This is a genomic window from Burkholderia sp. BDU5 (assembly GCF_001522845.1).
Lineage (GTDB): Bacteria > Pseudomonadota > Gammaproteobacteria > Burkholderiales > Burkholderiaceae > Burkholderia > Burkholderia mayonis.
Window position 1 is genome coordinate 1 of sequence record NZ_LOWC01000172.1, and the last position, 25,824, is coordinate 25,824.

The 25,824-nt window shown below is 61.8% G+C and carries 30 protein-coding genes, 1 tRNA gene and 1 pseudogene; 2 read left to right on the forward strand and 30 right to left on the reverse strand.

Annotated features, from left to right (window positions below):
• Positions 1–64: 64 nt before the first annotated feature.
• A pseudogene (locus WS69_RS35195) lies at positions 65–730 on the reverse strand (site-specific integrase); the annotation flags it as partial.
• Positions 731–893: 163 nt separating this feature from the next.
• On the opposite strand from WS69_RS35195, the gene WS69_RS28865 reads away from it, so the two are divergent.
• Positions 894–968: transfer RNA gene (locus WS69_RS28865), tRNA-Arg, on the forward strand.
• Positions 969–1,266: 298 nt separating this feature from the next.
• Positions 1,267–1,917 (forward strand): DUF3800 domain-containing protein, encoded by a 651-nt coding sequence (locus WS69_RS28870; RefSeq protein WP_059474062.1) that lies wholly within the window; start codon positions 1,267–1,269, stop codon positions 1,915–1,917.
• 29 nt (positions 1,918–1,946) lie between these two features.
• Here WS69_RS28870 and WS69_RS28875 read toward each other — a convergent pair whose 3' ends face one another.
• From WS69_RS28875 to WS69_RS29015, 29 genes are all read right to left on the reverse strand, one after another.
• Complete coding sequence (locus WS69_RS28875; RefSeq protein WP_059474063.1) at positions 1,947–3,965, reverse strand: acyltransferase family protein; 2,019 nt, start codon at positions 3,963–3,965, stop codon at positions 1,947–1,949.
• A 127-nt stretch (positions 3,966–4,092) separates the two neighbouring features.
• Positions 4,093–4,884, reverse strand: a complete 792-nt coding sequence (locus tag WS69_RS28880; protein ID WP_059474064.1) for a DNA adenine methylase — start codon at positions 4,882–4,884, stop codon at positions 4,093–4,095.
• A gap of 151 nt (positions 4,885–5,035) precedes the next feature.
• Positions 5,036–5,530 (reverse strand): DUF2514 family protein, encoded by a 495-nt coding sequence (locus tag WS69_RS28885; RefSeq protein WP_059474065.1) that lies wholly within the window; start codon positions 5,528–5,530, stop codon positions 5,036–5,038.
• Positions 5,527–5,976 carry a D-Ala-D-Ala carboxypeptidase family metallohydrolase gene (locus WS69_RS28890; protein WP_059474066.1) on the reverse strand — a complete coding sequence of 150 codons (450 nt, stop codon included), beginning with the start codon at positions 5,974–5,976 and terminating at the stop codon, positions 5,527–5,529. Before WS69_RS28890 ends, WS69_RS28885 begins: the two co-directional genes overlap by 4 nt.
• Position 5,977: 1 nt before the next feature.
• On the reverse strand, positions 5,978–6,262 hold the full coding sequence (locus WS69_RS28895; RefSeq protein ID WP_059474088.1) for a phage holin family protein: 285 nt from the start codon (positions 6,260–6,262) through the stop codon (positions 5,978–5,980).
• A 63-nt stretch (positions 6,263–6,325) separates the two neighbouring features.
• Positions 6,326–6,724, reverse strand: coding sequence for a tail fiber assembly protein (locus WS69_RS28900; protein WP_059474067.1), 399 nt, complete (start codon positions 6,722–6,724; stop codon positions 6,326–6,328).
• Between the two features lies 1 nt (position 6,725).
• Positions 6,726–7,652 carry a hypothetical protein gene (locus tag WS69_RS34365; RefSeq protein WP_059474068.1) on the reverse strand — a complete coding sequence of 309 codons (927 nt, stop codon included), beginning with the start codon at positions 7,650–7,652 and terminating at the stop codon, positions 6,726–6,728.
• A gap of 3 nt (positions 7,653–7,655) precedes the next feature.
• Complete coding sequence (locus tag WS69_RS28910; RefSeq protein WP_231747248.1) at positions 7,656–8,222, reverse strand: YmfQ family protein; 567 nt, start codon at positions 8,220–8,222, stop codon at positions 7,656–7,658.
• A 23-nt stretch (positions 8,223–8,245) separates the two neighbouring features.
• Positions 8,246–9,292 carry a baseplate J/gp47 family protein gene (locus WS69_RS28915; protein WP_059474070.1) on the reverse strand — a complete coding sequence of 349 codons (1,047 nt, stop codon included), beginning with the start codon at positions 9,290–9,292 and terminating at the stop codon, positions 8,246–8,248.
• Positions 9,264–9,692 carry a phage GP46 family protein gene (locus tag WS69_RS28920; protein WP_059474071.1) on the reverse strand — a complete coding sequence of 143 codons (429 nt, stop codon included), beginning with the start codon at positions 9,690–9,692 and terminating at the stop codon, positions 9,264–9,266. Before WS69_RS28920 ends, WS69_RS28915 begins: the two co-directional genes overlap by 29 nt.
• On the reverse strand, positions 9,689–10,267 hold the full coding sequence (locus WS69_RS28925) for a phage baseplate assembly protein V (protein WP_082716585.1): 579 nt from the start codon (positions 10,265–10,267) through the stop codon (positions 9,689–9,691). The genes WS69_RS28920 and WS69_RS28925 overlap by 4 nt, the downstream gene beginning before the upstream one ends.
• Positions 10,264–11,379: a phage baseplate assembly protein gene (locus tag WS69_RS28930; protein WP_059474073.1), complete on the reverse strand. Its 1,116-nt coding sequence runs from the start codon at positions 11,377–11,379 to the stop codon at positions 10,264–10,266. Before WS69_RS28930 ends, WS69_RS28925 begins: the two co-directional genes overlap by 4 nt.
• A complete protein-coding gene (locus WS69_RS28935; RefSeq protein WP_082716586.1) occupies positions 11,380–12,618 on the reverse strand; it encodes a DNA circularization protein in 1,239 nt (412 codons plus the stop codon).
• A gap of 7 nt (positions 12,619–12,625) precedes the next feature.
• The gene (locus WS69_RS28940; RefSeq protein ID WP_059474075.1) at positions 12,626–14,563 is read right to left on the reverse strand and encodes a phage tail tape measure protein; all 1,938 of its coding nucleotides are present in this window, start codon (positions 14,561–14,563) and stop codon (positions 12,626–12,628) included.
• A gap of 133 nt (positions 14,564–14,696) precedes the next feature.
• Positions 14,697–14,987 (reverse strand): phage tail assembly protein, encoded by a 291-nt coding sequence (locus WS69_RS28945; RefSeq protein WP_196482118.1) that lies wholly within the window; start codon positions 14,985–14,987, stop codon positions 14,697–14,699.
• Positions 14,984–15,331, reverse strand: a complete 348-nt coding sequence (locus WS69_RS28950) for a phage tail tube protein (RefSeq protein ID WP_059474076.1) — start codon at positions 15,329–15,331, stop codon at positions 14,984–14,986. The genes WS69_RS28945 and WS69_RS28950 overlap by 4 nt, the downstream gene beginning before the upstream one ends.
• A 69-nt stretch (positions 15,332–15,400) precedes the next feature.
• Positions 15,401–16,642: a phage tail sheath subtilisin-like domain-containing protein gene (locus WS69_RS28955; protein WP_231747249.1), complete on the reverse strand. Its 1,242-nt coding sequence runs from the start codon at positions 16,640–16,642 to the stop codon at positions 15,401–15,403.
• Between the two features lie 251 nt (positions 16,643–16,893).
• Positions 16,894–17,151, reverse strand: a complete 258-nt coding sequence (locus WS69_RS28960) for a DUF2635 domain-containing protein (protein ID WP_231747250.1) — start codon at positions 17,149–17,151, stop codon at positions 16,894–16,896.
• A complete protein-coding gene (locus WS69_RS28965; protein ID WP_059474078.1) occupies positions 17,148–17,738 on the reverse strand; it encodes a phage tail terminator protein in 591 nt (196 codons plus the stop codon). Before WS69_RS28965 ends, WS69_RS28960 begins: the two co-directional genes overlap by 4 nt.
• A gap of 7 nt (positions 17,739–17,745) precedes the next feature.
• Complete coding sequence (locus WS69_RS28970) at positions 17,746–18,123, reverse strand: hypothetical protein (protein ID WP_197419327.1); 378 nt, start codon at positions 18,121–18,123, stop codon at positions 17,746–17,748.
• A gap of 82 nt (positions 18,124–18,205) precedes the next feature.
• Positions 18,206–18,541, reverse strand: a complete 336-nt coding sequence (locus tag WS69_RS28975) for a phage head closure protein (protein WP_059474080.1) — start codon at positions 18,539–18,541, stop codon at positions 18,206–18,208.
• Positions 18,541–19,035, reverse strand: a complete 495-nt coding sequence (locus tag WS69_RS28980) for a head-tail connector protein (protein WP_059474081.1) — start codon at positions 19,033–19,035, stop codon at positions 18,541–18,543. Before WS69_RS28980 ends, WS69_RS28975 begins: the two co-directional genes overlap by 1 nt.
• Entirely contained in the window at positions 19,032–19,301 is a 270-nt protein-coding gene (locus WS69_RS28985) for a hypothetical protein (RefSeq protein WP_059474082.1), read from the reverse strand. The genes WS69_RS28980 and WS69_RS28985 overlap by 4 nt, the downstream gene beginning before the upstream one ends.
• Positions 19,302–19,368: 67 nt before the next feature.
• Entirely contained in the window at positions 19,369–20,643 is a 1,275-nt protein-coding gene (locus WS69_RS28990; RefSeq protein WP_059474083.1) for a phage major capsid protein, read from the reverse strand.
• Positions 20,644–20,720: 77 nt separating this feature from the next.
• A complete protein-coding gene (locus WS69_RS28995; RefSeq protein ID WP_059474084.1) occupies positions 20,721–21,656 on the reverse strand; it encodes a S49 family peptidase in 936 nt (311 codons plus the stop codon).
• Positions 21,653–22,903 (reverse strand): phage portal protein, encoded by a 1,251-nt coding sequence (locus WS69_RS29000; RefSeq protein ID WP_082716587.1) that lies wholly within the window; start codon positions 22,901–22,903, stop codon positions 21,653–21,655. Before WS69_RS29000 ends, WS69_RS28995 begins: the two co-directional genes overlap by 4 nt.
• Positions 22,904–22,906: 3 nt before the next feature.
• Positions 22,907–24,574 (reverse strand): terminase large subunit, encoded by a 1,668-nt coding sequence (locus WS69_RS29005; protein ID WP_059474086.1) that lies wholly within the window; start codon positions 24,572–24,574, stop codon positions 22,907–22,909.
• Complete coding sequence (locus tag WS69_RS29010) at positions 24,571–25,059, reverse strand: phage terminase small subunit P27 family (RefSeq protein WP_059577341.1); 489 nt, start codon at positions 25,057–25,059, stop codon at positions 24,571–24,573. Before WS69_RS29010 ends, WS69_RS29005 begins: the two co-directional genes overlap by 4 nt.
• Before the next feature lie 102 nt (positions 25,060–25,161).
• Positions 25,162–25,575: an HNH endonuclease gene (locus WS69_RS29015; protein ID WP_082716588.1), complete on the reverse strand. Its 414-nt coding sequence runs from the start codon at positions 25,573–25,575 to the stop codon at positions 25,162–25,164.
• Positions 25,576–25,824 lie beyond the last annotated feature (249 nt).

Below are 25,824 nucleotides of genomic sequence, written 5' to 3' on the forward strand. Positions count from 1 at the left end.
GCGTGGCCCCTTTGTCGTTGACTGTTTCGCTCAACCTTGTGCCGTCGTTTAACGGCGCTTTTACACCGGCGCTAACAGCACTTTTCATCGCGATGCGGATGACATCTGGCACCGCCTGTTCGCGCTCCGGATGTTCAGCGAACCATTCGAAGATCTTGACGATCTCTTCACGTGTCGGCCGCCGGTCGCGGAGCTTCCCCGGCCCGATGAGCTGCAGGTGATCGAGAGTCGGCCGCGCAATGCTTGGAGCGTGCGGCAACCGCAGATCGAGTAGCGACGCCATGTGTTTGTACACCGTCCCGAGCTTGGATATGTCCATGTCGATCGTGTACTGCCCCGCCCCGTCCTTCTTGCGCTCCTGGGCGAACTTGACCAGCCGCTTGGTTGATAGCTTCGCCGCCACCTCATCATCAAAGTGACTTTCCAGCCGCTTGAGCATGTAATCTTCGTTCGACTTCTCCGCGACCGGCCGACCTGAATCATTACGAGCGTTTCGATACAAGCGCACCAACTCGCCGACCGTGATCGTCTGCTCGTCAACGGCGCCTTGCCCCTTGTCGATACCACCCTCGATCTCGCGCGCCTACGCTTCAGCCGCGCCCTTGGTTCGAAACGTCTTTGCTATACTCTGTCCCCGCCGGCGGATTTGAGCACGCCAGCGGTCGCCGATCTTGAGGATCGAAGCCATGAAACACCCCGTTTGTGGACTGTAGCAATGCGTCATCCACATACGCTGCTACAGGGTCGATTTGTAGCAGGCGGGGCGTTAAACTATGCTTCACAACCCATCATTTCGCGTCATGCGCGGAAAGACGAAAATCCCGGAAAGGCACACGGGACAAGGCAAAGAGCCTGATTCACAAGGGTTCAGTCCATCCCGCTCAAACTATCCGCTCCCCGTAGTTCAATGGATAGAACAAGCGCCTCCTAAGCGCTAGATACAGGTTCGATTCCTGTCGGGGGGACCAAGAACACCCCATCAACGCCTTATCCAGCAAGCCTATCCGGAGAATTTGGCGTAAATTTGGCGTAACGCCTCGGAACTCGATTCTTCATGGCACGCGGAGATGGTGCGACCCCAAATAGAAGCAGGGCTTGTTTAGATATCGGAACGCCCATACAATGGGGCTGTAGCGGCGCAGCAGTTTAAATACGCCCGGGTAGCCTGCGACAAATCCGCGTCGGCAATCGTAAGCGTACTTTGAGTACGTCAGGTCCGGGTACTGCAAGATTCTCATAGCCTCCCTTCGGGGAGGCTATTTCATTATGGGCGCAACAATATACCTAGACGAAAGTGGCTGCCTGGGCTGGAAATTCGACCAGCCATACGGGCGCGGGGGCTCGAGCCGATATTTCACGCTCGCAGCCACCGTCATTCCCGATGGACGCGAAGCGTGCCTCGAACGTGTAGTACGCGGGTTCTACAAAAAGCGCGGCCGAGGAACAGACAATGAACTGAAGTCCGTCGCCATGAAGAGTGGCGAGCGAGTTCATTTTTCAAACTCTCTCGCGAACATCAAGACGAAGAATCCCGACATTGTATTCACATCGATCACTGTTCGGAAGGAGCGGGCCAATAAGGCGTTTCGGGACCACCCCAACCGCCTCTACAACTATATGGCGAAGTGCCTGCTCCTCGACCTGATGATCCAATACGACTCGGTTTGCTTTATCCCTGATGCCCGATCGATCAAAGTCGAGTCCAAGTACGCCCTGCACGACTACCTCGCCACCGAGCTCGCGTCGACAAGTGACACGGTACTGCACACGACGCCGTGGGAAAGCAAAGACTCTCTTGCGCTGCAGTTCGTCGACGTGATGGCGGGTATCGTCTGGTCACACTACGAATTCGGCAATAGCGACGCGTATCGAGCCGCGGCCCCTCACATCGGCCAGCGGCAGCTCTTCTTCTACTAGACTGGCACGAGCGCTTAGTGACTGACGCTCTACAATCCCATCGCTTCCAGTTCGCCCGGATGCTTTCGTCGATACTCTCCGTAGTACTTCATGCTCCCGGCCAAACCAAGATGGTGATAGTCGCTATACCGGTATATCGGCAGGCCGTCAAAGTCGAGCCGGCATGATGCGCGGTCACACGGCACGTCGTACGTGTGCATGATTTGAATGTCAGGGAACCGGGCCTGCAACCGCGACTGCATGGCGGCGATCGGTGCGTGCTGTTCGACAGCAATCGAGCGATCGAATCGGCATTCGCGCTTGGGATAGGGAATCAAAAGCCCGTTGTAGAACCCGCAATTGATAAGGCTATTCGGAACCATCGGAACGTCATCGAGTAGCACCACCCGCTTGCCGGCCGCTTCCAGCTTCGCAACCGTAGCTGCAAGCTCGCTCTCTAACTGCATTGGCATGAACCCGTGCAGGTTCGGCTTCACGTCCGCGCCGCGTGCGAGATTCTGATAGTTTTGCCATGCGGCTGACATGAAAACGATCTGGATGTCCGGGCGGGAAACCGCGTAGTTCATCACGTTCCGGTTGTGCTCGGCGCACTGCCGATGCTGCTCATCGAATGCAGGATCGGTTGCACGTTCCGACATCGTTTCGATCGGCGGGCACAGCGTAAATGCGACATCGTGCACGGCAATTCCTCGATCCTTTCCGAGTTCATCGAAGAAGTGGACAAGATGGTATGCATGCGAATCGCCCCACAGGATCGCTCGACGCGACGCGAGGGCATCACCAACCGTGCACGCGCGGGCGCTCGAGATTCCGACTTGCGACCAACACTGTTTTGCGCGCGGCATGTCAAACAGCGCCGTGCCGGACCACTTCACGTTGTCTTGAATCGTCCGCGGATATGCAAACAGGAAACCGTCCGTCAGCTTACCAACACCCGCGACCGTCGCTGCACCGAGTAATGGCAGTAGCGCAAAGCGGCGCAGCGCACTCGCCGTACCCCACCTCCGCCGCTTGACGGCAAGCTCAACGCGATGCGTCGCGCTTGAAATCACAACCAGCAGCACGAGACCTGCGCCATCGGCAATCGGCCCCATGAAATCGAGCCGGCGCATCGCGAACAGAATCGGCCAGTGCCACAAATAAAGGGGATACGAAATGCGGCCCAGATAGCTGCAAAAAGAATTTCCAAGCGTATGGTGTACGAGACATGCCCGCCGGCCGGCGAAAATGATCGCGGCGGCGGCCGCACACGGCAACAGTGCGCCGAACCCGGGAAACTGATCCTCGCGACTTGCACCCATCACCCCAACCACAATCGTAGCGGCACCAGCAACGAACACCGTGTCGAAAATTGCCGACCTCACGGCTACACGCTTCCATTCCGCGACGGCCAGTAATACGCCGCCGATGAATTCGAATGCGCGAAAGTGGGCAAAGTAGTACGCGCCCGGTTGTCCTTTCCAATGGGCCAGAATTGCGAGACTAAAGGATAAGAGCCCACATGCCGCCAGCACGGCGCCTCGGACTACTGCCGCCTTGCCACGCAACATGTAGAGGATCACCGGGAGGACGAGGTAAAACTGCTCCTCAACCGATAAGGACCACGTGTGAAGTAACGGCTGCTCCGCGGCGCCCGGGTCGAAGTAGCCCGTCTGTTTCGACAGGTAGATGTTCGACGTCATTGTCGCGACCGCGAAGATGTTTTTTGCGAGCTTGAAAACATCCTCGGGGAACAGAAACAGGAGACCGAAGGCGAATGTCGAGACGAGGACGATGCAAAGCGCCGGTGCCAGCCGCAACGCGCGTCTGCCATAAAACGCCCTGAGCGAAAATTCGCCTCGTTCCAAATCCCCGAGAATCGAGTTTGTCACCACAAACCCAGAAATCAGGAAGAAAATGTCAACGCCAATGAACCCGCCAGAGAATCGGGTGAAGCCCGCGTGACTTAATACGACGGCCAATACTGCTACCGCCCGAAGCCCGTCAATATCCGGCCTGTATTGCTGGTGGACGTGCGCCAGCCCCCGTGTTCTTGTATCCTGCAGCATCTAAAGTTCGTTAGTTTGGTCTGGACGCAGAGAATACCAGCAATCGAAAGTCGCTCCTTCACAGCGTCATAAGGGCATTGATACTGCTGACCGCCGATGTGGGTGACTGTCAGCAGCGCCGATGTGATTAGAACAGGCCGACAGGTCGCGCCGCGTCATCCCAACTGAAGATGATCAGCTCGGTTCGGTCGACCGCCCTTCCACCTCCGCCGACCGTGTACTGAATAGGCACGGTCTCGACGTGGAACCCGTCGAACACGCGACGAATTTCAGGATGGTCGTTCAGGCTCACGATTGCACGGCCCTTCAGCGACCGGAGCCGCTGAGCCATCTTCTCGTATTCGGCGAACGGAAACGCCACGCCATACCCTTCAGTCTCGTAATACGGTGGGTCGAGATAGAACAGCGTATGCGGTCGATCGTATCGATCGATGCATGCGGCCCAATCCAGACGCTCGACGAACGTGTTCGCAAGCCGCAGATGCGCCGCTGACAGCTCCTCTTCGATGCGCAGCAGGTTCAGGCCCGGCGGCGTTGTCGTCGCCGTCCCGAAGGTCTGCCCCTCGAGCTTTGCCCCAAAGCAGCTTTTCTGCAGATAGTAGAACCGGGCCGCTCGCTGGATATCGGTGAGGGTTTCCGGGATCGTCAGCTTCAACCACTCGAATACCTGCCGGCTCGTCAGCGCCCACTTGAACTGCCGCACGAACTCCTCCAGATGGTGCTGCACGACGCGATACAGATTGACGAGTTCGCCGTTAACGTCGTTGATCACCTCGACCTTTGCCGGCGGACGCATGAAGTACAGCGCCGCCCCGCCCGCGAATACCTCGACGTAACAGTCGTGCCTGGGGAAGCGCGAAATGAGGTGATCTGCAAGGCGGCGCTTGCCGCCGATCCACGGAATAATCGGATTTGCCATTGTGAAAGCCGTTTTTGAACTTGGTGTAAAATCCGGCCCGCCTACGTAGGTAAGCAGGGCCTTGGCCGATTCACTGGCGCGATCAGTGGAAAGGCGACCGGGGACAATGCGCGAACATTCCCCCGGTCGCCCTGTTTCTCTCAATGGCCTGCTATCGGAACCGGGCCATGTCCGTATTCCCTATCAACGCGTCGTAACTGCGCTGGCACTGCTGGCCGGCAATCCCGCGTTCGTCAGCGATCTTCGCCAGCTCTCCCGCCGCTTCGTCAGCCCGGCCGAACAAGTCGGCAAGCAGATCGAGGGCGTCGCCGGTTGCCGGGATTCCGGCCGAAGCGCTGGCACTCCGGTAGTCCGCGACAAGCGCGGCGATTTGCTTGCGCAGCCCGTCAGCAGCGCCATCGGCAGCAGCAGCATCGCGGCGTGCCTGATCACGTTCTTTCGCAGCATCGGTTGCAATCTCCTGTTGAGCCGCCAGCCGGCGGCGAAACTCGTTACGTTCGTTCGTCAGGTCGTCGATCTGCTGCACCTGATCCGCGATCTTCGCGGTCTGGTCGGCATCACGATATCCTTTGAAGTATCCGCACGCCGCACCGGCGACGACGCTGGCAACGAGGAGCAGCCAGATGCGCGGATCGATCCACGTCATAGCCCCTCCGAATAGCTCGTGCGCGCCAGTCCAAATGACGCGGTCAGCACCTGGCGTCGCGGTTTCGCACCGGCGGGCGCGAGCCCGATGTGCACCCACGTCCCCTCCTGAATCAGCTGATCGAACTCGATCACGGACGCACTGATCGCTCTGCAAATGTCGAGCGGCGATCCGAATTTCGGACAAGTGAAATCCGCAGCCAAGCCCGTCAAATGCGCGCTGTTCGGAACACCACCGACCGCGCGATTGAGTGCCGCCGCGCGATATCCGGACGTGACGTTCACAGGTCGCCCGCCGAGCAAATCGCGCACGCGCTCGAGCGTTTCCGCTGTCCTGCGCAAGTTCGCCGCGACTGTAGCCGACGGCGTGTTATCGATGCCGCGCCGGCGTGCCGTGTCGCTCGCGATCATTTCCTCGAGCGTGAAATGCATTGTGAGATTTCCCATTTCACTTTTCCCCAAAGACACGTTTCGCGTTCCGGCGCAGCAGCACCTCCAGGTACTGCGACCCGACGATGCCGAGCGCACTGCCCAGACCGAGCAGCGCAATCGGCGGCAGATCCGGGATCTGCAACAGCGCCAAACCGGCGACCATCGAAGTCGCCGAGCCCAATACCGCTCTGCCGGCGACCAGCCGGAACGTCAGCTGTTCGCTGCCGACCAGCACCTTCGCGATACCAATTAGTCCACCCATGATGATCAGCTCCAGAATCGTCTTTTCGTGGTCTTGCATCGAATCCCCATAAACAAAAAAGCTGCCCGAAGGCAGCATCCAGATTCTTATGATCGTCGACGACTATGCGGTCGAATCGTCGATCGGCTCGGCGGGCCATTGCACGTCGCTTGGCCAACCCGGCTGCTCCGGCAGGTCGCGTAATACCTGTCGGTACGCGGCCCAGCGTTCCCGAATGTCCGCGGGCAGATCGAGCGCCTGCGTCCAGTCCGTCGACATCAGCAGCGCATTACGACGCTGACGCGCCTGCCGTTCGTCATACACCGGACGCAGTTCTTCAGCGCGCTTGAGCAATTCGGCGACGTCGGGCGGCTCACCGTCTTTCCATTGCGCAATAAACGCATCACCGCACTGCTCGCCCGTGTCCACGTCGAGCGGATGCCCGACCCAGAAGTCACGCCCATGCATGAGCGCCGGAAAACGCTCGCCGATCGCCATAATCAGAAGTTCGTGTTGCACCATGTCATTGATTCCGCAGTCGACAGCAGCGAATAAAAAGCCGGCCCATCGCGTCGCCCGATGGGCCAACCCAACCGTCACACCGGACGCCCTTCATCATCCACGTGTCCGGTGCATCGATGGCGTGCGCCCCACTCGCCGTAATCGGTCCGAACTCCGCAAATTCAATAGGTTGGCATGTAGCACCGCCCCATGCCGGATTGGTGACGCCGTTTACGTTGCCGGCAGAGTTCGCATACCCGGCAGAATTTGCGTAACTGACATTGAAGTTCGCGGGGTTGTACACGTACATGTTGCCCGGCTCATTACCGCCCCAAAGCCAATTCGGCTGTCCACCCTGGCCAGACCAATTGAATGTGGTATCCGTGCCGCCCACGAGCAGCTTCGCGGACGAAGCGGCGCGAGCTCCCGCATCGAGCTTAGTCGCTGGATTAAAGTTCGCCGTGTCCCACGGCGTCTGCCCCCCCCACGTCGGCCGCTTCTCCAACGTCACGATCCCGTCTTTGTCGATCGACAGCGTGTTCGCAACCCATTTGCCAGCGGCATCGTGACGTGCGACGGCGTAATACGCCGGCGTTGCGTGCGCCCAGAAAGCGGTCGTTCGGTCGTAGCGCAGATACGAAACCCCTATCGCGCTGCCCGCGGCATTGATCCTGAATCCCAGACCACCAGACATCTCGTCACCGGTCCTCGCGACATACGTCTCTAGACCGACCGCCTTTGCCAGTGCGCGGATCGCCGCCACCAGCTGGTCGTGTTTCGTTTCGTCCGGCTCGATATTCGCCGCCTTCAGCGCGTTGACCACCTCGTCGGTGACCGCATTGCCCCACGCTGCCGGAATTAGCGAGCCGGGCCGCCCCGCATTCGGATCTTCATCGGCGAACTTGCCGTCGACGAGACCGACACCCGGCACGCTCTTCGGATAATCCATCGCTCAAACCTCGTAATCAAAAAGCACCAGCGTTTGTGCCGGCGCGTGTTTCCTGATCAGACATTCAATCCCCTCGGCCGGATTTCGGCCGAAGCGTTCCCCCCAAACCGTCACACCCCAGCGCCGACCCGCCGCCAGTCGACGACCGAGATGCACCGTCCAGATGTACTGTTGCTGCCACGTGCCAAACCGCGAGACACCGAAGCGCGCTCGCCCAAACCGCGGCGCGCGATGTTCCTCGATCCACACGTCGGGATAGCCGTTCTCGCGCGCAAGGTCCTCAAAGTACGCAACACGCTGACCGCCGACACCAAGCAAGCGCTTGCGCACTTCCCGTTGCCGCTCTTCAAACGACTGCGCCGGCCCCAGACACTCGTCCGGTAACGCACACACCCGCTCCCAATCCGGAACGAGCTCGCGCACCGTCGCGGCATCCATCTCGTCGAGCAAATCCCGCGCGCGCGCATCGATGCGCGAAAACTCCGGCGCCAGCGCGGCGAGTACACGATGTACCTGCGGCGCTTGCTCGCGGCTCCATGCAGGGCCCGGCGGAAGCAGCGCGCGCAGCATTTCAACGTAGTCGGACTCGCTCCTCACCGCCATGTCACTGCCCCCATCACCGGAATCTCATTGGGCTGCAGAACAACGTCATCAACCGGCCGCAATAGCTTGTGATCACGCTCGCCGGGAGCCCCGCTGATCGCATATCTGAGATGCGATTCGAAAACCGTGACGCCCAATGCCCCTTCACGCTCCAACAGATCAGACAGACTTTCCGCGACGGCGACTCGCGTCGCGTCGTCATCCGGCGTGAGCCGAATATCGAAATCGATCGCTCGTGGCTTCGGCGCGAGCACATACAGCTCCGCCGTCACCGGTCGCTGTTTTTCGATATACGCCTTCACCGCAGCACACGCCGGCTCGTCCGGAACAGGGTTTAGATCGTCGTCACGCATGAAAAACACCGCGACAGTGCCAAGCCCCATATAGTGCGGCCGACACCAAGCCCGCGTGACGCCGGGCACCTCGATCGCCCACGTCTCGTAATCGTCCGTGTTTCCACCATCCGGCACGAGGCGATAGGATCGAATGACCCGTTGGCGCAATCGCTCCACCGACTCCTGATCCGTACCGCCGGAAATCCCAGGATCCAGCACCACGACCGTGTCCGATACGCCAACGACTGGCGAAATAAATCGCAACCGCACGCCGGCGCCAATGTTGCCCGCAATCCCCGCATCGACGGCTCGCACCTGAACCTTCGCGACTCCGGCTCGAATCGTCGCGGTCTCGACAACCACGTAGCGTCGCTGGTCGTCAGCCTGCAGCAGGGCGCCCGCGTCGATGGTTTTCGCCTCGGCCCCGCTGGCGGATACGAAGCCGGACGCGGCCGCGGCTTCTTTGCGCGGCACCGCGAGCCGCAGCCGCGCGTGGCGCAACAGCATTTCCTCGTCGCAGTCGTCCGGCAGAATCTGCCGTGCCGTCCATCCGAGAAACCCGTGCATTTCGTGGCTGGCGCCCGAATGGACCCGCACGAGAGCGCGCTGATCCGAACGCCGCAGTGCTCCGTCCGCGGCGGATGTTAGATCGCCGCCTACCCGCTCAATCAGCTCAGGCAGCGTCGGCAACGGAAAAGTCATCGAAAATTCTCCACATGTCGTCGTAGTTGATGGTGAGCGGCCCGTCGCGGTCGTCGGACAGGACAATTTCCCCGATAGCGCGCTCTGTTGCAGCACGCCCCACACCAACCGCTCGTTTCACACTGACGCTGATTGCTGTCACGATTTCGTCGTCGACCATCCATTGCAGCGCTTCGCGGCAGTATTCCTCGGCACGGCGCAGCACTTCCGGCGTCAACACCTGTCGGCGCAACAGCCATAAGCGCGAGCCAATTCGGTCGCCGGCAATATCCGGGAAGCTATCGCCCCACCATCCCATTCGCTCGTCGTCGTCGAGCGGATCGCCGGGCTCCGCACGTCGCCACGTAAACAGGCTGATCTCGACCGCGCGCCGCAACATCGCTTCTCGTGCGTCGCTCATTGCATTTCTTCCGTAATGCCACCGGTCTCCGCGTGACGGTGCCGCGCCGTGCTCTTGCCGTCGACGATGACATCCGGCGTGCGAATGGGCGCATCGAACGTCGCCGCCTCGCCACCGCCCTCGCCCGCGCGCACGGCCATGCCAGATTGCGCGGTCAGACGTCCCTTTGCGACAACCTGTTTTGACGCCTCCACGATCGGCGAATTGAATTCGATTTTTTCGGAGGCATTGACCCGGAACGTGCCCGTTGTCAGTTCGGCGATGCGGCCGTTACGCAGAATCAGGCTGTCACCTTCGCTCGTGAAAATCGCGACCTCCCCAGGCTTCAGGTTCAGCGGACGAAATCGGCGATCGGCCACGACCAATGCAACGCCGTGCGACGAGTCACCGCCGAGAAAACCAACAATCGCCTCGGCGCCGTCCATCGGATGCGATGTGAACCCGTACGGCTCGAAATGCTCGACCCCATCCTTGACCCCGCCCGCCATCAATCGCGTCTGCAACGTCTGCATCTTCGAGGCCGAATTCACGAGCGACACGACCCCGCGAACTAGCCACGTACCCAGTTTGTTCATTGCTTCTCCCAATCGGCCGGCAACAGAAATTCAAAGTTGTCCTTGCCTTTCTTCTTGCCCTTGACCTTCTTTCTCTTCGTCAACGGTTCGGCCGCAAAGCCGTCCGGCGGAGCGACCGTCAGCTTCGTGAGCATCCCTTCAGCATTGCTTTGCGAATATTCAATTTCCACGATCAACATGTCGCGATCAAACCCGACGATCGAGTCAACGACACGGACGATCTGGTTGTGCCGCCAAATTTGGCCGTTCGACTGCCGCCAACCCTGCACCCTGTAAGTCGTCGTCAGCGCCTTGCTGATCCGGTTCTCGCTCTCCCACTCGACGCGTTGCCGCGCGAGATCGGCCGTCATCTGCCCTGCCTCACGCATCACCATCGTCCGATGCCGCGCTATACGGGGGTCCGCCACACGCGCCTCGATCTCGCTGACCGCGACGCCGAACGCCTCATCGGTCCCGCTGCGCTGCCCCTTGCACACGTACTCGGAGAACACCTGCGAAAAATCGAGCGGCGCATCACCGCCCTTGATGTTGATGCCGAGCTCGAGCTTGTCGGATGTTTTGCCAGCGCTCCCCGGCTCGGCAATGACCAGGCGCCCGTGCTCGTCGTCGGTCGACAGCAACCGCGACAACCGCAACAGCCGGTCGATCGAATCGAAGACAGTTTCGCCGGGCTCGATCGTGTGATCGGTCAGCGTCCCTGCGTCCCCTGATTCGTCGACGACCTTCACACCGTACGGCGCCGCCAGTGCCTCGACGATCCGGCCAACGCGCTGACCGCGCCACTGCGACGGCTTGTTGTCCGCACCGCAGTCGACCAGATCAGCCGTGAGCGACCGCCCCGCGATGCCGCACGTGAGCGATGCGGCGTCATACCGGATCGGCGTAGAGAACACGTATCCGGTCAGCACCAGATCGGACCCGATCCGCACCTCGCATCGGTCGCCCTGCTTGACCTGCCGCGGTACATCCCCGCTGCCAGGCCACTTCCATGTGATCGCGAGCTCGAAATCACGCGCTTGCCGTTCGATGCCCGCCGAGATCCGCACGTCGGTCCATCCGGCGAAATCAAGACCGTTGACGGTCAACGTGACGGTATTGGAGTTGTCAGCCATCTATCGAGAAAGAATCTTCAGCGGCACGGTCGGCAGGAAGCCGGGGTGCGCAACCCGGTTGCGCATCACAATCTCGTCGCCGCGCGCAGCGTCGCCATATCTGCGATACGCGAGCACGAGCGCCGGCACCGCCTCCGGTGGCGTTAGCGTCACCAGACCGACGCCTTCGCGTGCAACCTTCGTCAAATGCTGCGCGACCTTCACGCGACTGGTTGTTAGCGCCTGGAAATGTTCGCGGGGGGCGGCCATTCCCTGCTGCCACATGGATTCGGAAACAACCTCGGCAAGGTCGCGCAGATCATCCGCGACGGGCACATCGACAGCCGGCGCTGGATTTGCAATCTGCACATCCAACGCCGACGCGCCGGTCGGCAACGTGGCCGGCGAGTATGTCGGTAATGCGCCGGCGTCGCGCACGACGTCAACCAGCAACACGTCCTGCACGAGGTCGACCGTTGCAGCGAACAACTTGCTCGCCTCGCGGCCTCGCGGCGGTGCAATCTCGTCGAGCGTCGAGATCGCCCCGACCTTCCCGAGCGCGCCTGAAATCGCATCCGCATAGCCCGCAGGGGCCACGCGGGCGACAAATGCCTGATCCGATGCGGAACGGAATCGATCCGCGATCGAGCCCGGCATCTCGACGAGCGTTTCGACGAAACTCCGCACGCTGCCGAACAACACCGTGAACGGCGACGCATATCGATAGAGCACATCGAAAATCGATCCGCCCTGCTGCATCAGACTATCGACAGTCACCTGCGCCAGATCGACCAACGCAACTGCATCGCGATAGCGGCTCAGTGCGGTATCGAGCAGCCCGTCCGCGCTGTCGAGCGCCTGCTTACCGGTATTCGCCGATCCGCTCGGATACTTCAGCTCCGGCGCGTCGTGAAACACTAGCGTGAAGCGGACCATTCCGCCGTCTGCCTTCACGTGCGTCATGTCGCATTCGCCGGGCTGCACGCGCAGCGTACCGAGCCACGGATGAACCAACTCGCCCGGCCCCTCTTGCTCGATCGCATCGAGCAACTTGTCGCGCTGATCGAGGCAATCGGAACCGATGACGAAGACCGTCATCGTGTATTCCCGGGTTTTCTTGCCGTTGTCCTCCGGATAACTGCTGCCCCGCCGCGGATATTCGTGCACAACGACGCGGCGCCCGACAGGCGTCTTGTCGTCGAAAACCTTGAACGGCACGCCACGGAACGACGCCGGCCGCAACTTTTCTCGCCAACTCATGATGACCTCATTGCGGCACGCCGGAGAGCGACCGATAGCCAACGCTCGGCGTCACGGACAGGCCTGGTTGATTCGTCTGGGCCTGCTCGACGCGCATCCCCGGAGGCGCGCCATCGAACCGGATTTTCAGGTCGCCCTGAAGCCGCGCATTCGCCGCACCCTGCTGCGCCAGCACACCGCTCGCTAGACGCGCAGTGCCCGTCGACACTCCGGTTTGTTGCGCCAACGTCCAGTTTCGCAAGCTCGCCGCGCCGGAGCGCAACACGTCGCCCGTTGAAGCACTGCCGCCGTCGAGACCAAGCTTTCCGCCGAGCCACTTCGCGCCGCTCATCAGCGGCTCGATATAGGGCTTCACCCGGTCCCACAGCTGCGAAAACCACGTGACGATCGGCTCCCAGTTTTTGATGACGATGCCAAGCGGGGTGAAGTTGAAGAACATCGCCTTGATGCCCTCCCACGCGGCCTCGATCACGATTTTCGTTGCGCCCCATAGCGCCGACATGAACTCGGTAATCGGCCCCCAGTTCTGCGCGATAACCTGCACGAGCGGGAAACTGAAAAACACATCCTTGATTCCCGCCCAAACCTTTTCGAAGAACGGTTTGACCTTCGACCAATTCGCGATCAGGAACCCGGCCGCCAACGCAAGCACACGCACCGCCAGCCCGAGCGGCGTGAGGCTCGACACTGTCGTAAAAATCTTCATTGCCACCGTAGCGACCGCGGCCGCACCGCGCAGCGCAATCAGGCCGGCGGCAGCTCCAAGCAGCCCCTTCACGAGTTCCGGATTGGCCGTTGCGAATGCGGCGACACCGTCGGCGATGGGACCGATGAAAGCGAGGAAGTCGTTCAACGGCGGCAGTACCACGTTGCCGACCGCGATGCCGATCGCCGTGAATCGGTTCGACATCAGCTGCAGGTTGTTCGCCGTCGTCGCCGCCCGTGCGTCGTATTCCTGCTGCATCGAGCCGGCGTAGAGCGCCGAATCGCCGACTTTCTTGAAATTGCCTTTCAGCAAATCGAGGTTCGTCAACATCGGCGCAATCGCCTTGATCGACTCGCGACCGAACAACCCCTCGAGCACTGCGGTTTGCTTGACCTTGTCGACCTTGCTCACCGCAGACAGAACGCGCACGATCGTTCCCTGAGCATCCTTCTGCATGCCAGCCGCGACCGCCTTGGCGTCCATCCGCAACGCCTTGAAAATGCCCTGCTGCTTCTTCGATGCGCTCGCGCCGGCCGTCAGCGCGAGCATGAAGTTCTGCATGCCCGTTGCCGCGACCTCTTCCTGCACACCCACGCCGGCGAGCGTCGCACCCATCGCTGCGATCTGACCGCTTGTCATGCCGGCTACGGCGCCGAGCGGCCCGATTCGCGTAACGATCTCGGAAATCTGGCGGGCGTTGGCCGGCCCCGTATTACCGAGATAGTTGATCTTGTCCGCAAGCGACACGACCTCGCCCTGACCCATCTTGAACGCCGTGCGCCACTTCGCCATCATGTCGCCGGCCTGCTCGGCCGTCTGGTCGAAGGCGACGCCCATCTTCACCGCGTCCTCGGCAAATTGCCCGAGCTCGCTCTTGTCGATGCCTGCTTGGCCGCCGGCCGCGGTGATCTTCGCGATGTCGCGTGCCGCCATCGGCAGCCGCTTCGAGAGCCCGAGCACGTCGTCGGTCATCTTCTTGAACTGCTCCGGTGTGTCGAAGTTGACGACCTTCTTCACGTCCGCCATCGCCGACTCGAAGTCGATCGCCGCCTTCGTCGCCGCGATGATGGGCGCGGCAACCGCGAGGCCCGCCACCACGTCACGAAAACCGATCTCGCCCAAGCCGTCCGCCTTCAGCCCCTTACGAAAGCCCGCGATATTCTTCCGAATACCCTGGAGCGCTGGTGAGAGCTTGTCGACGCCCGTAATCAGCGCTTTGAGTTGAAATTGATCGGCCACGCTTACGTCTCCGGAACCGCACGACTAATGCGGTTCGCCTGTTCGAAATGCTCGAGAATGATCGAGATCGGGCGCGTCATTTCCAGCTCCGGATCGACGCGCCAGAAATGGGCAAGCTCGTAGACGCTGCCGATCAGGTCGTCGGCGTCTGAGACGCCCGAGTCAAGAAAAAACCCGCGACCGTCCAGCAGATCGAGTTGAAATCGACCAGGTCGATCTGGTCGACCGACGACGGCGGAATACTCGCGAGGCGCGCGATGTACTGCGCGACAATGTCCGGGCGCACGTGCACGTTTTCCTCGCGATCGAGCGCATACGGCAGCGCCTTGATCGCCCGCACATCGGCCGGCGTCGGTTCGCGCAGATCGAGTTCAGTCAACGACTCGTCGTGCGCGTCGATCGGCTTGCTGAGTCGAATTTTCATTGCCACCGTCCCTTCACACCGTTGAATTCCAGCGATGCCTTCCCGTCATCGCCCGTCGCCGCGGGTTCGCCCACGACATACGCGCCACTTAGCACGTACACGCGACCGTTCTTGAATTCCACGGTCACGACCATGTCGTCCGCGGATTGGATCTTCGCGATCGGAAAGCTCTTTTCGAACACCGCGTCGACCTTCACGTACGGCACGCGATCCTCTTCTTTATAGAGGCCCGGCAAAATGCTCTCGCGCTTGACGTCCGACAGGGGGCACTCGACACCGCCCGTTACCGAAAACTGCTCGCCATCCGCCTTCACGTAGGCGGTCCCGGCGACCTTCTGACCCATATCGGTCTCCTGAAATGACAGCGGCCCGCACGATGGCGGGCCGCTCGGTTTGCACTATCGTCGACGCCGTCAGGCCGCCGCCGCTTCCGGGTACTGCAACCGGAACTGATTCAACAGCCCGAAGATGCGCAGCTGGTTGATGTAGTCCGGCGGGAACAGCACATCGACCCGATTCGGGTTCGTCTTGTTGATCTCGACGATCAGGTATTGCGCGAACAGGTCGGCGTTTTCAACGATGCCGGCCAGCTCCAGTTCGTCGTATGCGGCGATCAGCTCCGCGCGGATGATCTTCGGCGTCACGATCGCGGCGCCCGGCCCGAATTTGGTCCCGTCGACGGCCAGCTTGTGCCGACCGTACTTGCTCGTAATCCGCTGGCGCAGGAACCGCATCACATACCCCGTCGTGTGCAGCGTCTCCGAGTCGAGATAGCTGTTGTCAGACTGCCCGTACGCGTTGCGCTGGTACGTCGTCACAGCACGCTCGATTCGCACCGATCCGTCAGCGGAGTTCGTTGTCGCGATACCGCTCGTCAGCAACGACTGGCGCTCGTTCAGGATGAACCGCTTCCCCGGGCGAGCCGCGCTGATCCCGACAAGCAGCCCGGTTTGCGTCGGCCGCGCCGGATCCGCCGAAATGAAGACAGCTTGCCGCGCACCGAACGCCGCGGCCTGCTCCCACGACGGGCGCGGCGAATCGGGTTCGAAACCATTGATCGTCATGTGCTGATCGTTGCGCACGCGGCCCGCAGCGACCAGCTGGCCCGGCGTGCCGCGGCGCGCCGAGTAGACATGCCCGTACAACATCGACGACCACGCCCAGCGCCCCGATACGTCGTTCATCCATTCGGCGAATGTATCCAGCGACGTCGGATCCGTCCAAGGCTGGCAGACGAATTCGAATTCCTCGTCGCCCACGGCCGCCAAGACGTCAGCCAGTTCGGGCGAACCCGCACCGCCGGTCATCGGCGTCACCGTCGCAGTCAGCCCCGCCGGCAAACGCTCGTTAGCAGCAAGGCCGCCGCGATTGAACTCGACCGCGATGTCGTTGCCCGTGTCGCCCTTCCACTTGCACGTCAGTTCCAGTTTGACGCCCGCAATGGCTGCGTGCACCGGCATGTTGGCGGTCCCGTTCACGGCAGCGACGAGCTGCAGCAGGACATCAGCCGCAACCGCCCCGCTCACGACGGTCACACGCACGCGTCGACCCGCGACGTAAAGCGACAGCAGCCCCGTCTCGGTCGCCTTACCGACCAGCTCGATCGTGCTTTTTGCCGCCACACCTTCCGCGACCTTGACCGCGATCCCCCACACTTCGCCGACCGGGTCGCCGCGGCGCCACATGTCGCTCATCGCAGCGAGCATCGAGCCTTCGCCGGCCAGTGCGATCGCATCGCTCGTGCGCGACAGCAACGTGAGTGTCGGCGCATCGACAACGGCATCATCGTTCGCCTGCCCGATGATCAGCCGTCGCAGCGTATTGCCGCCCGTGGCCGCCGCCGAGTTGTCGATTTCGGCATAGAACAGCGGAACCGCGAGATCCGCGGGAATGTTGTTGAAACTGATCATCCCTTACTCCCCTTGGTTGCCTTGCCTTGAGCGGTACCGGCCAGCTCTACCTCCGCAACTTCGGCGGCGGCCGGCTCCGGCTTCGCAGCCACATCGCCCGACTCCGCGATTTCAACCACATCGCCCGACTGCACGCAGCGGCGCCAGTACACATTTCGAGGCACATCGCGGCCATCGGCCGGCAGATCGTCACCGCGCAACGGGTCGCGAACGATTCGCCCGTCCGCGGGCTTCACGCGCATCGTTTTTGTCATCGTTCATCCTTCAGCTCAACACGGAGCTCCATTTCGATCCGGCCGTCCGGGCCGGGCTTTTTCAGATTCGGGTCTGCCATGGGGTCGATGGCGTCGACGTGAATGTCGATGCCGTGCAAAGCAGGCAATTTATCCAGCATGTCCTCGTGCCAGGTCTCGGGATCGTCGTCACTACCGAGCGTCCACATCGCCGAAAAACCGAACCGATAGAGAACGCGAAAACGGTCGGTCGATACGAGATCACATCCCGTGTATTCGATTGGTTCATATCGCTTGTCGGGCGTCCAGCCAACAAGCGCGCGCAGTAGCGCAGCGCGTACGTCATGCAGCTCGTCGGCCGCCGCCTGCCCGCGCTCGTTCCCCTGCTTCAGCGCGACGATGACGTCGAACTCGTCGGCAATATCCTGCCTCGTCCCGTTTTGCAACTGGTTGGGTTCCGGGTCGTCGCCGGTCATCACGACGAACGCAGCGGGCATTTCCAGCTTTGCGCTGTCCTCCAATGCCCCCCAATCGATGCCGCCGGATACGCGGCGCTCGAACAACGGACAGAAATCGCGCACATGGGCGATCGTCGGCGATAGCTTCATGGCAACCTCAACGGATCGTAAGAGCGCGGCGGTACACGTCGACGAGCAGCGCACGAACCTCGCGCACGCTGTCGTCCTTCGCATCGACCATGTAATTGCCGCGCGGCTCGATACGCCAATTCGACGTGCCGCGCGATCCGCGCTCGCGGCGCACACCGCGCTTACGTCGCGCGCCGTAATACAGGAATACCGGATAGAAATCGCGCATGCCCGCGATCTTCTGCGGCATGACCTTGACCATGAACCCGGAGCGCGAGACCTTCGTCTTGATCGATCGCTGAAGCCGACCGGTTTGCCGAGCCGGATACCGCCCCGGTGCCGACCGCCCGCCGAGAGCGACAAGCGCTTTTGCGCGACGCTCGACGATGCGGCCGGCCTTGCGCATTCCTTTCCGAACTTCGCGCTTGTCAAAATCGATCGACCGATCGAAGCCTTCGAACCCTTCGATATGCAGCGCAATATCAGCGTTACCCGCCATGTCGGAGTTCCTCCACTTCGAGAACCGTAAAGCGCCGCACTCCGTTCAGATCGCCGACACGTTTCACACGAAATACCTGCTCGCGATACACGACCTCGTAGTCCGTCGTGATTCCATCGAGGTATCGCAGGTAGATTCGGTGTGTGACTTTTTCGTCGATTTGCACGCTGCCGCTATACACGGCCGCACCCACCGGTTCGATCTTCGCCCAGCGCGGTTTTTGCTCCGGAAACTCGGACTCAAGCTCGGCATCGCGATACGGATAATCCCGGCGCTCACGCAGTTGCACCCGCCTGTTCAACTCGCCAATCGTCGGGATCCGCATCACAACCTCGGCACCAGGTACGGGTCGAGCAACCCGTCGACATAATCCCGGGGAGGCTCGACGCTCTGCCCGGACATCAATGCGTCGCGATGCTCGATCAGGTAACCGAGGCGTTGCCAGATCCACATCTTGATCGACGCGGGCACTGCCTTGGCATCCGGATAGCCGCACTCGATGCGAAGGTCCACGTCGGCTGCAGCCGTCAGAGTCGCCGGCAAGCCGTCGTCCCACGGAACGTCGACACCATCGGCGGTTTTCACCGAAATGACCGGCATCAGGCCGTGCAGGGAGACCGTTTCGCCTGCGCGAACGCGGATACCCCACACCTGCCTGACGAAACGACGGCCCGTGGCGTGCTCGGCCTTTTCGCGGCCGGCCTGAATCGCCACGTCGATGATCACGTCATCGATGTCGTCGTCGATCTTCGCCCACACCCGGGATTCTTCGCGGCCGACCGGCTCCTCCTTCGGAGGCTCGATCAGGCGCGCGATCACGACGGGTCACCGCCCTTGGTCGACGAATCGTCGTCCGACGCATCGTCGCCATTCGATCCGGCACCGCCACCACCCGCAATCGGCTGGTCGCCGGCATTCGCCGCATCGTTGCCCGAGCGTGCGCCCCGCGTCGCCGCACGACGCGGGGCACGGAACTCTTCCGCGGCGCCCGCCTCGATCAGCCGGTCGGCATCACGATCGGGAAACCCCGCAATTTCCCCTGCTTGGTACGGCGGAACACGCCGCAGAAACTTGATCGATTTCATTGAATTGACACTCCTGTGTGCGAAATTTGATGGGCGCTTCGCGCCCATCACCTACCGACGCGCCGCGTTACGGCGCCCACTTCACCGCAGTCAGTACCGCCACGGACGGATCGTGCCGCAGGCCGAAGTCGTGCTCCGTGATCGCGCGCACGAGCGTCTGGTCGCGGCTGAAGGCCGACACCAGCTTGTCGCCCTCGACGTACGACGCTTCGCCCGAAATGTCGATGATCAGGCCCGTCGCTTCGCCGATGATGGCGTCGTTGAAGTCGGTCAAATAGATTTCCGACTCGTCGCCGTCCGCGCCGAGGTTGTCCGGCACGCTCGTCGTCACCTTGAACGGCTTGCCGCGCCACTGGCCCGCGGCAATCTCCGGGAAAACGTGATTGCCGTTGCCGTCGACGAGGTTTTGCAGGAACACCAGCGTGCGCGGCGAGAAGATCCAGCCCGGCTTGAGCATCTTCACGTTCTTGCCGAGCAGCGCGAGCTCGAGGCGGCCCGCGTCGTTCTTCACGTTCTGCACGCTGATCGTCGGATTCGCCGGAATCACGTTCGACGCGATCGCGAGATAGCGCAGCCCCTTCGGCGTGTTGTCCGAGCCGTTGTCGCGCAGGAACGCGCGATCCTCACGCGTGCCGATGCCCTGGATAATGTCGTCGCGCACGATCTCGTTCGCCGACGGCGAACTGAAACGAATGAGATCGTTCGAGATCGGCACCATCGCGACGAGCTTCTTCTTCGACAGATTCAGGTCGCCAAACGTCGGCTCGCTCGTCGGGATATCCGTCCCCTCGCTCACGTACGAAGCCGTCGAACCGGACGCCAGCTTCGGAATCGTCAGCGTGCCGGCCGGCATCGGCATGGTGCGCGCGCCGAGCGCACGCACGACACTGGCCGGACGCAGCAGCTCGATCAGCTCCGGTACGTAGCCCGGCGGCACGATAAAGCCGCCGGCCGATTGCGTGCCCGTGTTGAGCGCCGCTGCAATATCCGGCGCATGGCACTGCGTTTCCGCGTAGTTCGCCGCGGCGCGCAGATCGCCGCGGCTCGAAACCAGCGAGCGGACGATGATGCCGAGCGACTCGCCGCGCTGACGCTCGTTCGCACCGCGCGGTTGCGCATGAAGCGCGCCGGTAACGGGCGTCGCGACCGCAGCGGACATGCGATTCGACGCCTCGATACGGTTGATTTTTTCCGTCAGCACATTGAATTCCGCCTCGAGCGCCGAAAATTCGGCTACCTGCTCGTCGGTGAGCGCCGTACCCGCGGCTTCGATTGCCGCGAGCTCTGCCACCCTCGCCTGCACCCCCGCGCGGCGCTGCAACAGACTCGTGAGATCCACCATGTGATACTCCCTGATTGCCACTGAAAATAAAAAAGGGCCACCGACTGGTGACCCTCCATACCCCTCGCGGGGATTCGTTACATCGCCCGCATTCGCATCGCACTGGCCGCCCGCTGCAGCCGGCCCGATCTGATCGACGTCGACGCCTGATGCCGCTCGACGATGGCCCGCATCGCGTCGCGTGGTGCCTGTACACGATCAGCGAGACGACGGTCGATAGCGGCCGGGCCGCGGTACACGCCGGCTTCCGTGCCGCGCACCGCGTCCACGCTCAGCCCGCGGTTTCGGGCAACCGTTTCCACGAACAGACCGTAAATCCGATCGACTTCCGCCTTCAGCACGGCGTGCGCTTCGTCACTGAGCGGCGCATTCGGATTGCCGTCGATCTTCCGCGCACCGGCATATACGTAATTGACCTTGATCCCCTGCCGCTCGTTTGCCTCGCTACGGTCGAGGTGCGCTGCGACCACGCCGATGCTCCCGACACCGCCGGTTCGCGGAACGATGATCTCGTCGGCAGCGCTCGCGATCGCGTACGCTGCCGAATAGGCGGATTCGTCGACGATTGCCGTGATCGGCTTCCTGCCGCGCGCACTGAAAATCTCGTCGGCAAAATCGAATGCCCCGTTCACTGAGCCGCCCGGCGAGTTCACGTCGAGCACGATGTGCGCGATCTGGCTGTTGCCGAGCATCGCATTGAATGCCGACGACAACTGCGCGTAGCTCGTCAGCCCCGACATTGCGTCGAGACTCGACGCTCGGTGGACGAGCGTGCCGCCGACCGACAGCACCGCGACGCCGGATCCGACATCGGCCCACGCATCACGCTTCGCATCCAACTGCGTCGGCGCAAATTTGTTCGGATCATCGAACGCGCCGATCGGCACCCGCTCGCTCATATCGAGTTGCAGGTCCATACGGTCGGCCAGCACGCGCAGAATCACGTCCAGCTTTCCGGGTTCAATCATGTGCGCCTGGCCGAATACCAACGACGCCAAAAGCGGATATTTCATTGCTGTCCGTCCTTCTTTTCCCGCGGCACCGAAACCGGCGCCATGTTGAGCGGCGCCCAGAATTCATCGCCACCGTCGTACGCGTCACGATCCTCCATCTCGCGAACATCGTTCGCGTTGAGAATTCGCCCCTCCAACCCGATACGATATGCCTCGTAGCGAGACTTGATGTCTCCGCGAAGCAACGCATCCACGTTGAATTTCATGTACAGGCCGCGCTTGCGCTCATCCTGCGAGAGCAATGTCAGGTTCAGTCGCTGTTCCCATCGTTTGATCCACGGCGCGAGCGTGTACTTCACGAACTCGAGCGATAGCTGCTCGATGTTGTTGTTGGTCGCGCGCTCGAGATCGCCCAGCATGTGCAGCGGGATGCGGAACAATCGCGCAATCTCGGCGATGCTGAACCGCCGCGACTCGATGAACTGCAGATCGGCCATCGACAAGCGCAACGCGTGCAACTTCATGCCGCCGGAAATCACTGGCGGACCATTGCGGCGCTGGCGAATGAGATCGACCCATTCACGCCGGTACGTCGCACGCTGATCCTTGTCTGCCCGTTCCGACACCTCAAGCACGATCGGCGGAACAAAGCCGTCCGAGAATGCTTCGTTGCCGACCTGCTCGGCGGCCATCGCCAGCCCGAGCGTTTCGCGCGCGAGGCCGATCGGCGACAGGCCAAGCAGCCCGTCTAGAGAAAAGCCGCGGATGTGCAACACATGATGCGCCGACACGCCGTTTATGCCGTCCAGGTCGTACGTAAATTTCCGCGCAGTCTTGTCGTAGCGCGGCACGACCTTGTCCGGGTGCATCGGATAAAGACCCTGCACCTCGCCCGCGCCGCTCCAATCGATCCACGAATAGCAATTCCCGCGTAAGCCGAGATGCGCCTGCCCCATCTCGACAAATTCGAACGCAGTATTGTTCGGGTTCGGCGAGTCATGAAGCAACGTGCTCAACGGATGCTGCGACACGCGACGGCGCTTCGTGCCATCGGCCTGATAGACCGAAATCGGCAGGCTCGCCATCGATTCCGCCAGAATCCGCGTCGCCGCGTAGACGGCCATCACGCGCAGCGCACTGTCGGGCGTCACAACCTGTCCCGAGACGCTTCGCCCACCGCCGAGCGCTCGCAGAAACCACCCCTCCGGGCTGGCCGTCCCGCTCGGCGGATTCGTTACCGCCTGCGCCGATAGCTCCGGCCGGCCGAACGCCTGCATCGCGGCTGAAAATCGTTGTCGAATGCTCATCGCCTACAGTCCGTCCGCGACGCCATCGTCGCTTTCATCGCCCATCATTGCCCGGCCGAGGGCCAGGAACATCGCAACCGGGCCGTCGATCTTGTTTTCCGGCCGTTCCTTGGTCGGATGCTTGAGCCCGTTGTATCGCGACGTTGTCACGACTACGTTGCTGACCATCCACGTCATCGCTGGGTTGCCGTCGAACTTGAGCTTGCCCTCGAGCACGAGGTTCTCGGTTTGGATGATCGGCTGCGTAAAAAAGATCGGCGCCTGACGAATTTCGACGAGCGGCAGCCCTTCCTTGACCAGCTGCGTCGCGAAATATCGCGACATGGCCGGGTCGAACGGGATCTCTTGCACGTCGAACATGCCGCAGAACCGGCGAATGTCGTCGGCAATCAGATCGAAGTCGGTCGCGTTGCCTTCGTTGACGATGATGTGTCCGGCGCGCTCCCACCCGCTGTACTGCGAGTTCGAGCCGTTCTCGACCGCATACTCGTTCAGATAGAACCGCGGAAACACGTAAAACGTCCCGGCGCGCTCAAACACCAGCACGAGCGCGGCGAAGTCGGTCTTTTCCGCGAGGTCCATGCCGATCCAGCAACGCTCGCCGACAAAATCGTCGAGCCGCATGTCTCGATCGGCGCAGCGCTCCCAAGCACGCATGTCCATCCAGGCTGAATCCGCGTTCACCCACACATTCAGGCGCTTCGTGAGGAAGTTGTTCACCGCACTCGGCATCGATTGTGCCTTGCGGCACGCCATCTCCATGTCATCCACGAACACGGACACGCCAAGGTTCGGGTTCGCCTTGATCCACACGGACGGATCGGACCAGTCGTCCCCGTCGTCGAGAGTGAAGATGATCCCGAAGAACGTCTCGTCGACGAACACGCCTTCGAGAATCTTCGTCACGTGCGTGCGTTGCTCGTAACAAATGCCCGTCAGGTCGGAGCCGGCCGTCGTGATCAGCCACAACAGCGACTGATCACGCGCGCCCGTGCCCGAGTCGATGACGTCGAACACCGCGCGCGTCTTGTGCGCATGCAACTCGTCGATCACGCCGCCGTGCACGTTGAGGCCGTCGAGTGTGCTGCCCTCCGCAGACAGCGGGAGGAACTTGCTGCCGTCGTCCGTCAGCAACTGATGCTGAAGGATCTCGACACCAAGCGCCGCACACATGTCCGGTTCACGCAGCGCCATCGCGCGCGCATCGTCGAACACAATCTTTGCCTGATCGCGCGTCGTCGCAGCACTATAGACCTCCGCGCCAGGTTCGCCGTCAGCCGCGAACAGGTATAGCGCGATGCCGGAGCTCTTCGTCGACTTCGCATTCTTGCGCGCGACCTCTTCGTACGCACGCCGAAACCGTCGCAAGCCACTGTCGACATGCAACCAGCCGAACACCGTGGTCAAAATGAACGCCTGCCACGGTTCGAGCTTGATGCTCTGGCGCGTGCGCGCCCATCGCCCCTTCGTGTGCGGCAGGAGCTCGATGAATTCGCAGATGCGCGTCGCCGCGTCGTTGTCGAAGCGGTACGGAAAATCTGGATCGCCCATTTCGGCGCGAGCGAGATCCCGGCGCTGCCGTTCGCATGCCAACTTCACCCACTTGCACGCGACGATACGGCCGGCCAGGACATCGTCGATGTACTGGTTGGCCGTATCAACGAATGTCATTTAGCGAATTTCCCCCACCCTGCCGGTTCTTCCATGCCGGGCAGCTGCATTTGATTGTTCGACGGCGTGACGCGCGAGCGGCTTGCCGGCGAGAGGCCGAAGCTCTGCAGGAACTTGTGCACCTGCTCCTGCAGCGCGTTGATCATGTTGATCTCGACGGCGTTCGATCGATAGCCGCTTGGCGCCGTGTCAACGTAGGCAGCGGTCGCGCCGAGCCCCGACAGGTCCAGCACTTCCTTGCGACGCTCGAACGCGGTCTCGAGCTCGACGAGCCGGCCCCACGCTTGGCAGTACAACGTAAGTGCCGCTCGATCCAGCCTCGAAATCAGGCCGAGCTTCTCGAGCTCGACCGTGATGCGCTTCCATTCCTTGCGCGCCTCGCGATTGAGGTGCGGCGGCATGTCCGGCACCGCGACCTCGGGGTGCACGCCATCGGCGAGGTTCAACGGGCGCTTACCCGGATTGCCGCGCATCAGCTTCAGCACATTCGGCTGCGCTTGCGGTCCTCTTTGTCCCATGCTCTGTCAAAGGGGCTTTGATACCCCCCCCCCTCCAAAACTTGCGCACATAAAAAAACGATTGGGCGATCAGTCCCCGCCGAGCTTCCGGCCGGAAAACCGACCCGCCCCCGGGGTCGGCGCGGTCGCCGGCCGCCGCCGCTCCCTCGCCGTCTTGGCTCGGTGGCAGGGTCCGCAGAGCGCCTCAAGGTTCGAATCGGCGTCGGTTCCGCCGCTCGCCTTCGAGATGATGTGGTCGACGTGCTCGGCCCGCGTCACCTTGCGTTCGCGCAGGCACTGTTGGCAGAGGCCGTTGTCCCGCTTCATGATGCGTTCGCGAATCTTGACCCATCGCGATCCGTAGCCGCGCTCGTGACGACTTCCGCTCCATCGAGGCGACGTCCAACCGGTCGCCTCCGACTGGTGCCGCTCGCAGTAGCCCGGCACATCGACCAGCGCTCGGCATCCGAGGTGGCGACAAGGCGTCGGGGCTTTCTTCGTCATTCGACGCTCCAATGCAAAAAGCCCTGAGGCTTTCGCACTCAGGGCTTCGAAATTCTTCCGGGCGAGCGACGGTCCGGCAAAGGCCGCACGCACTCGGTAAAACTCACCGGAATCAGATTGTGAGGCGAAGTGTAGAGCAGCTATTTCGATTCTGCAACCCCCTCGGCTATCTGATGTCGCGAGCAAATGAATTGTCCGGGTCTGTAGCACGTAATCTGTCCGGTTTTTGGGTGCGGCATGAAGCCAGCC

Coding starts and splice junctions, on each gene's coding strand:
- WS69_RS28880 (WP_059474064.1), bottom strand. CDS start 4,884: ATGGCAAATCCGATTATTCCGTGGATCGGCGGCAAGCGCCGCCTTGCA.
- WS69_RS28910 (WP_231747248.1), bottom strand. CDS start 8,222: ATGCTGCGCGCGCTGCTTCCGCCGGGCCCTGCATGGAGCCGCGAGCAA.
- WS69_RS28990 (WP_059474083.1), bottom strand. CDS start 20,643: ATGGTGGATCTCACGAGTCTGTTGCAGCGCCGCGCGGGGGTGCAGGCG.
- WS69_RS28995 (WP_059474084.1), bottom strand. CDS start 21,656: ATGAAATATCCGCTTTTGGCGTCGTTGGTATTCGGCCAGGCGCACATG.
- WS69_RS28900 (WP_059474067.1), bottom strand. CDS start 6,724: ATGGTGCAACACGAACTTCTGATTATGGCGATCGGCGAGCGTTTTCCG.
- WS69_RS28920 (WP_059474071.1), bottom strand. CDS start 9,692: ATGAGCGACGCACGAGAAGCGATGTTGCGGCGCGCGGTCGAGATCAGC.
- WS69_RS28975 (WP_059474080.1), bottom strand. CDS start 18,541: ATGCGGATCCCGACGATTGGCGAGTTGAACAGGCGGGTGCAACTGCGT.
- WS69_RS28960 (WP_231747250.1), bottom strand. CDS start 17,151: ATGACAAAAACGATGCGCGTGAAGCCCGCGGACGGGCGAATCGTTCGC.
- WS69_RS28965 (WP_059474078.1), bottom strand. CDS start 17,738: ATGAAGCTATCGCCGACGATCGCCCATGTGCGCGATTTCTGTCCGTTG.
- WS69_RS28985 (WP_059474082.1), bottom strand. CDS start 19,301: ATGAAATCGATCAAGTTTCTGCGGCGTGTTCCGCCGTACCAAGCAGGG.
- WS69_RS29005 (WP_059474086.1), bottom strand. CDS start 24,574: ATGACATTCGTTGATACGGCCAACCAGTACATCGACGATGTCCTGGCC.
- WS69_RS34365 (WP_059474068.1), bottom strand. CDS start 7,652: ATGGATTATCCGAAGAGCGTGCCGGGTGTCGGTCTCGTCGACGGCAAG.
- WS69_RS28945 (WP_196482118.1), bottom strand. CDS start 14,987: ATGAAAATTCGACTCAGCAAGCCGATCGACGCGCACGACGAGTCGTTG.
- WS69_RS28935 (WP_082716586.1), bottom strand. CDS start 12,618: ATGAGTTGGCGAGAAAAGTTGCGGCCGGCGTCGTTCCGTGGCGTGCCG.
- WS69_RS28870 (WP_059474062.1), top strand. CDS start 1,267: ATGGGCGCAACAATATACCTAGACGAAAGTGGCTGCCTGGGCTGGAAA.
- WS69_RS28970 (WP_197419327.1), bottom strand. CDS start 18,123: ATGCGCAAGGCCGGCCGCATCGTCGAGCGTCGCGCAAAAGCGCTTGTC.
- WS69_RS28930 (WP_059474073.1), bottom strand. CDS start 11,379: ATGGCTGACAACTCCAATACCGTCACGTTGACCGTCAACGGTCTTGAT.
- WS69_RS29015 (WP_082716588.1), bottom strand. CDS start 25,575: ATGACGAAGAAAGCCCCGACGCCTTGTCGCCACCTCGGATGCCGAGCG.
- WS69_RS28890 (WP_059474066.1), bottom strand. CDS start 5,976: ATGGGAAATCTCACAATGCATTTCACGCTCGAGGAAATGATCGCGAGC.
- WS69_RS28875 (WP_059474063.1), bottom strand. CDS start 3,965: ATGCTGCAGGATACAAGAACACGGGGGCTGGCGCACGTCCACCAGCAA.
- WS69_RS28925 (WP_082716585.1), bottom strand. CDS start 10,267: ATGAACAAACTGGGTACGTGGCTAGTTCGCGGGGTCGTGTCGCTCGTG.
- WS69_RS29000 (WP_082716587.1), bottom strand. CDS start 22,903: ATGAGCATTCGACAACGATTTTCAGCCGCGATGCAGGCGTTCGGCCGG.
- WS69_RS28885 (WP_059474065.1), bottom strand. CDS start 5,530: ATGACGTGGATCGATCCGCGCATCTGGCTGCTCCTCGTTGCCAGCGTC.
- WS69_RS28895 (WP_059474088.1), bottom strand. CDS start 6,262: ATGCAAGACCACGAAAAGACGATTCTGGAGCTGATCATCATGGGTGGA.
- WS69_RS28915 (WP_059474070.1), bottom strand. CDS start 9,292: ATGACTTTTCCGTTGCCGACGCTGCCTGAGCTGATTGAGCGGGTAGGC.
- WS69_RS28950 (WP_059474076.1), bottom strand. CDS start 15,331: ATGGGTCAGAAGGTCGCCGGGACCGCCTACGTGAAGGCGGATGGCGAG.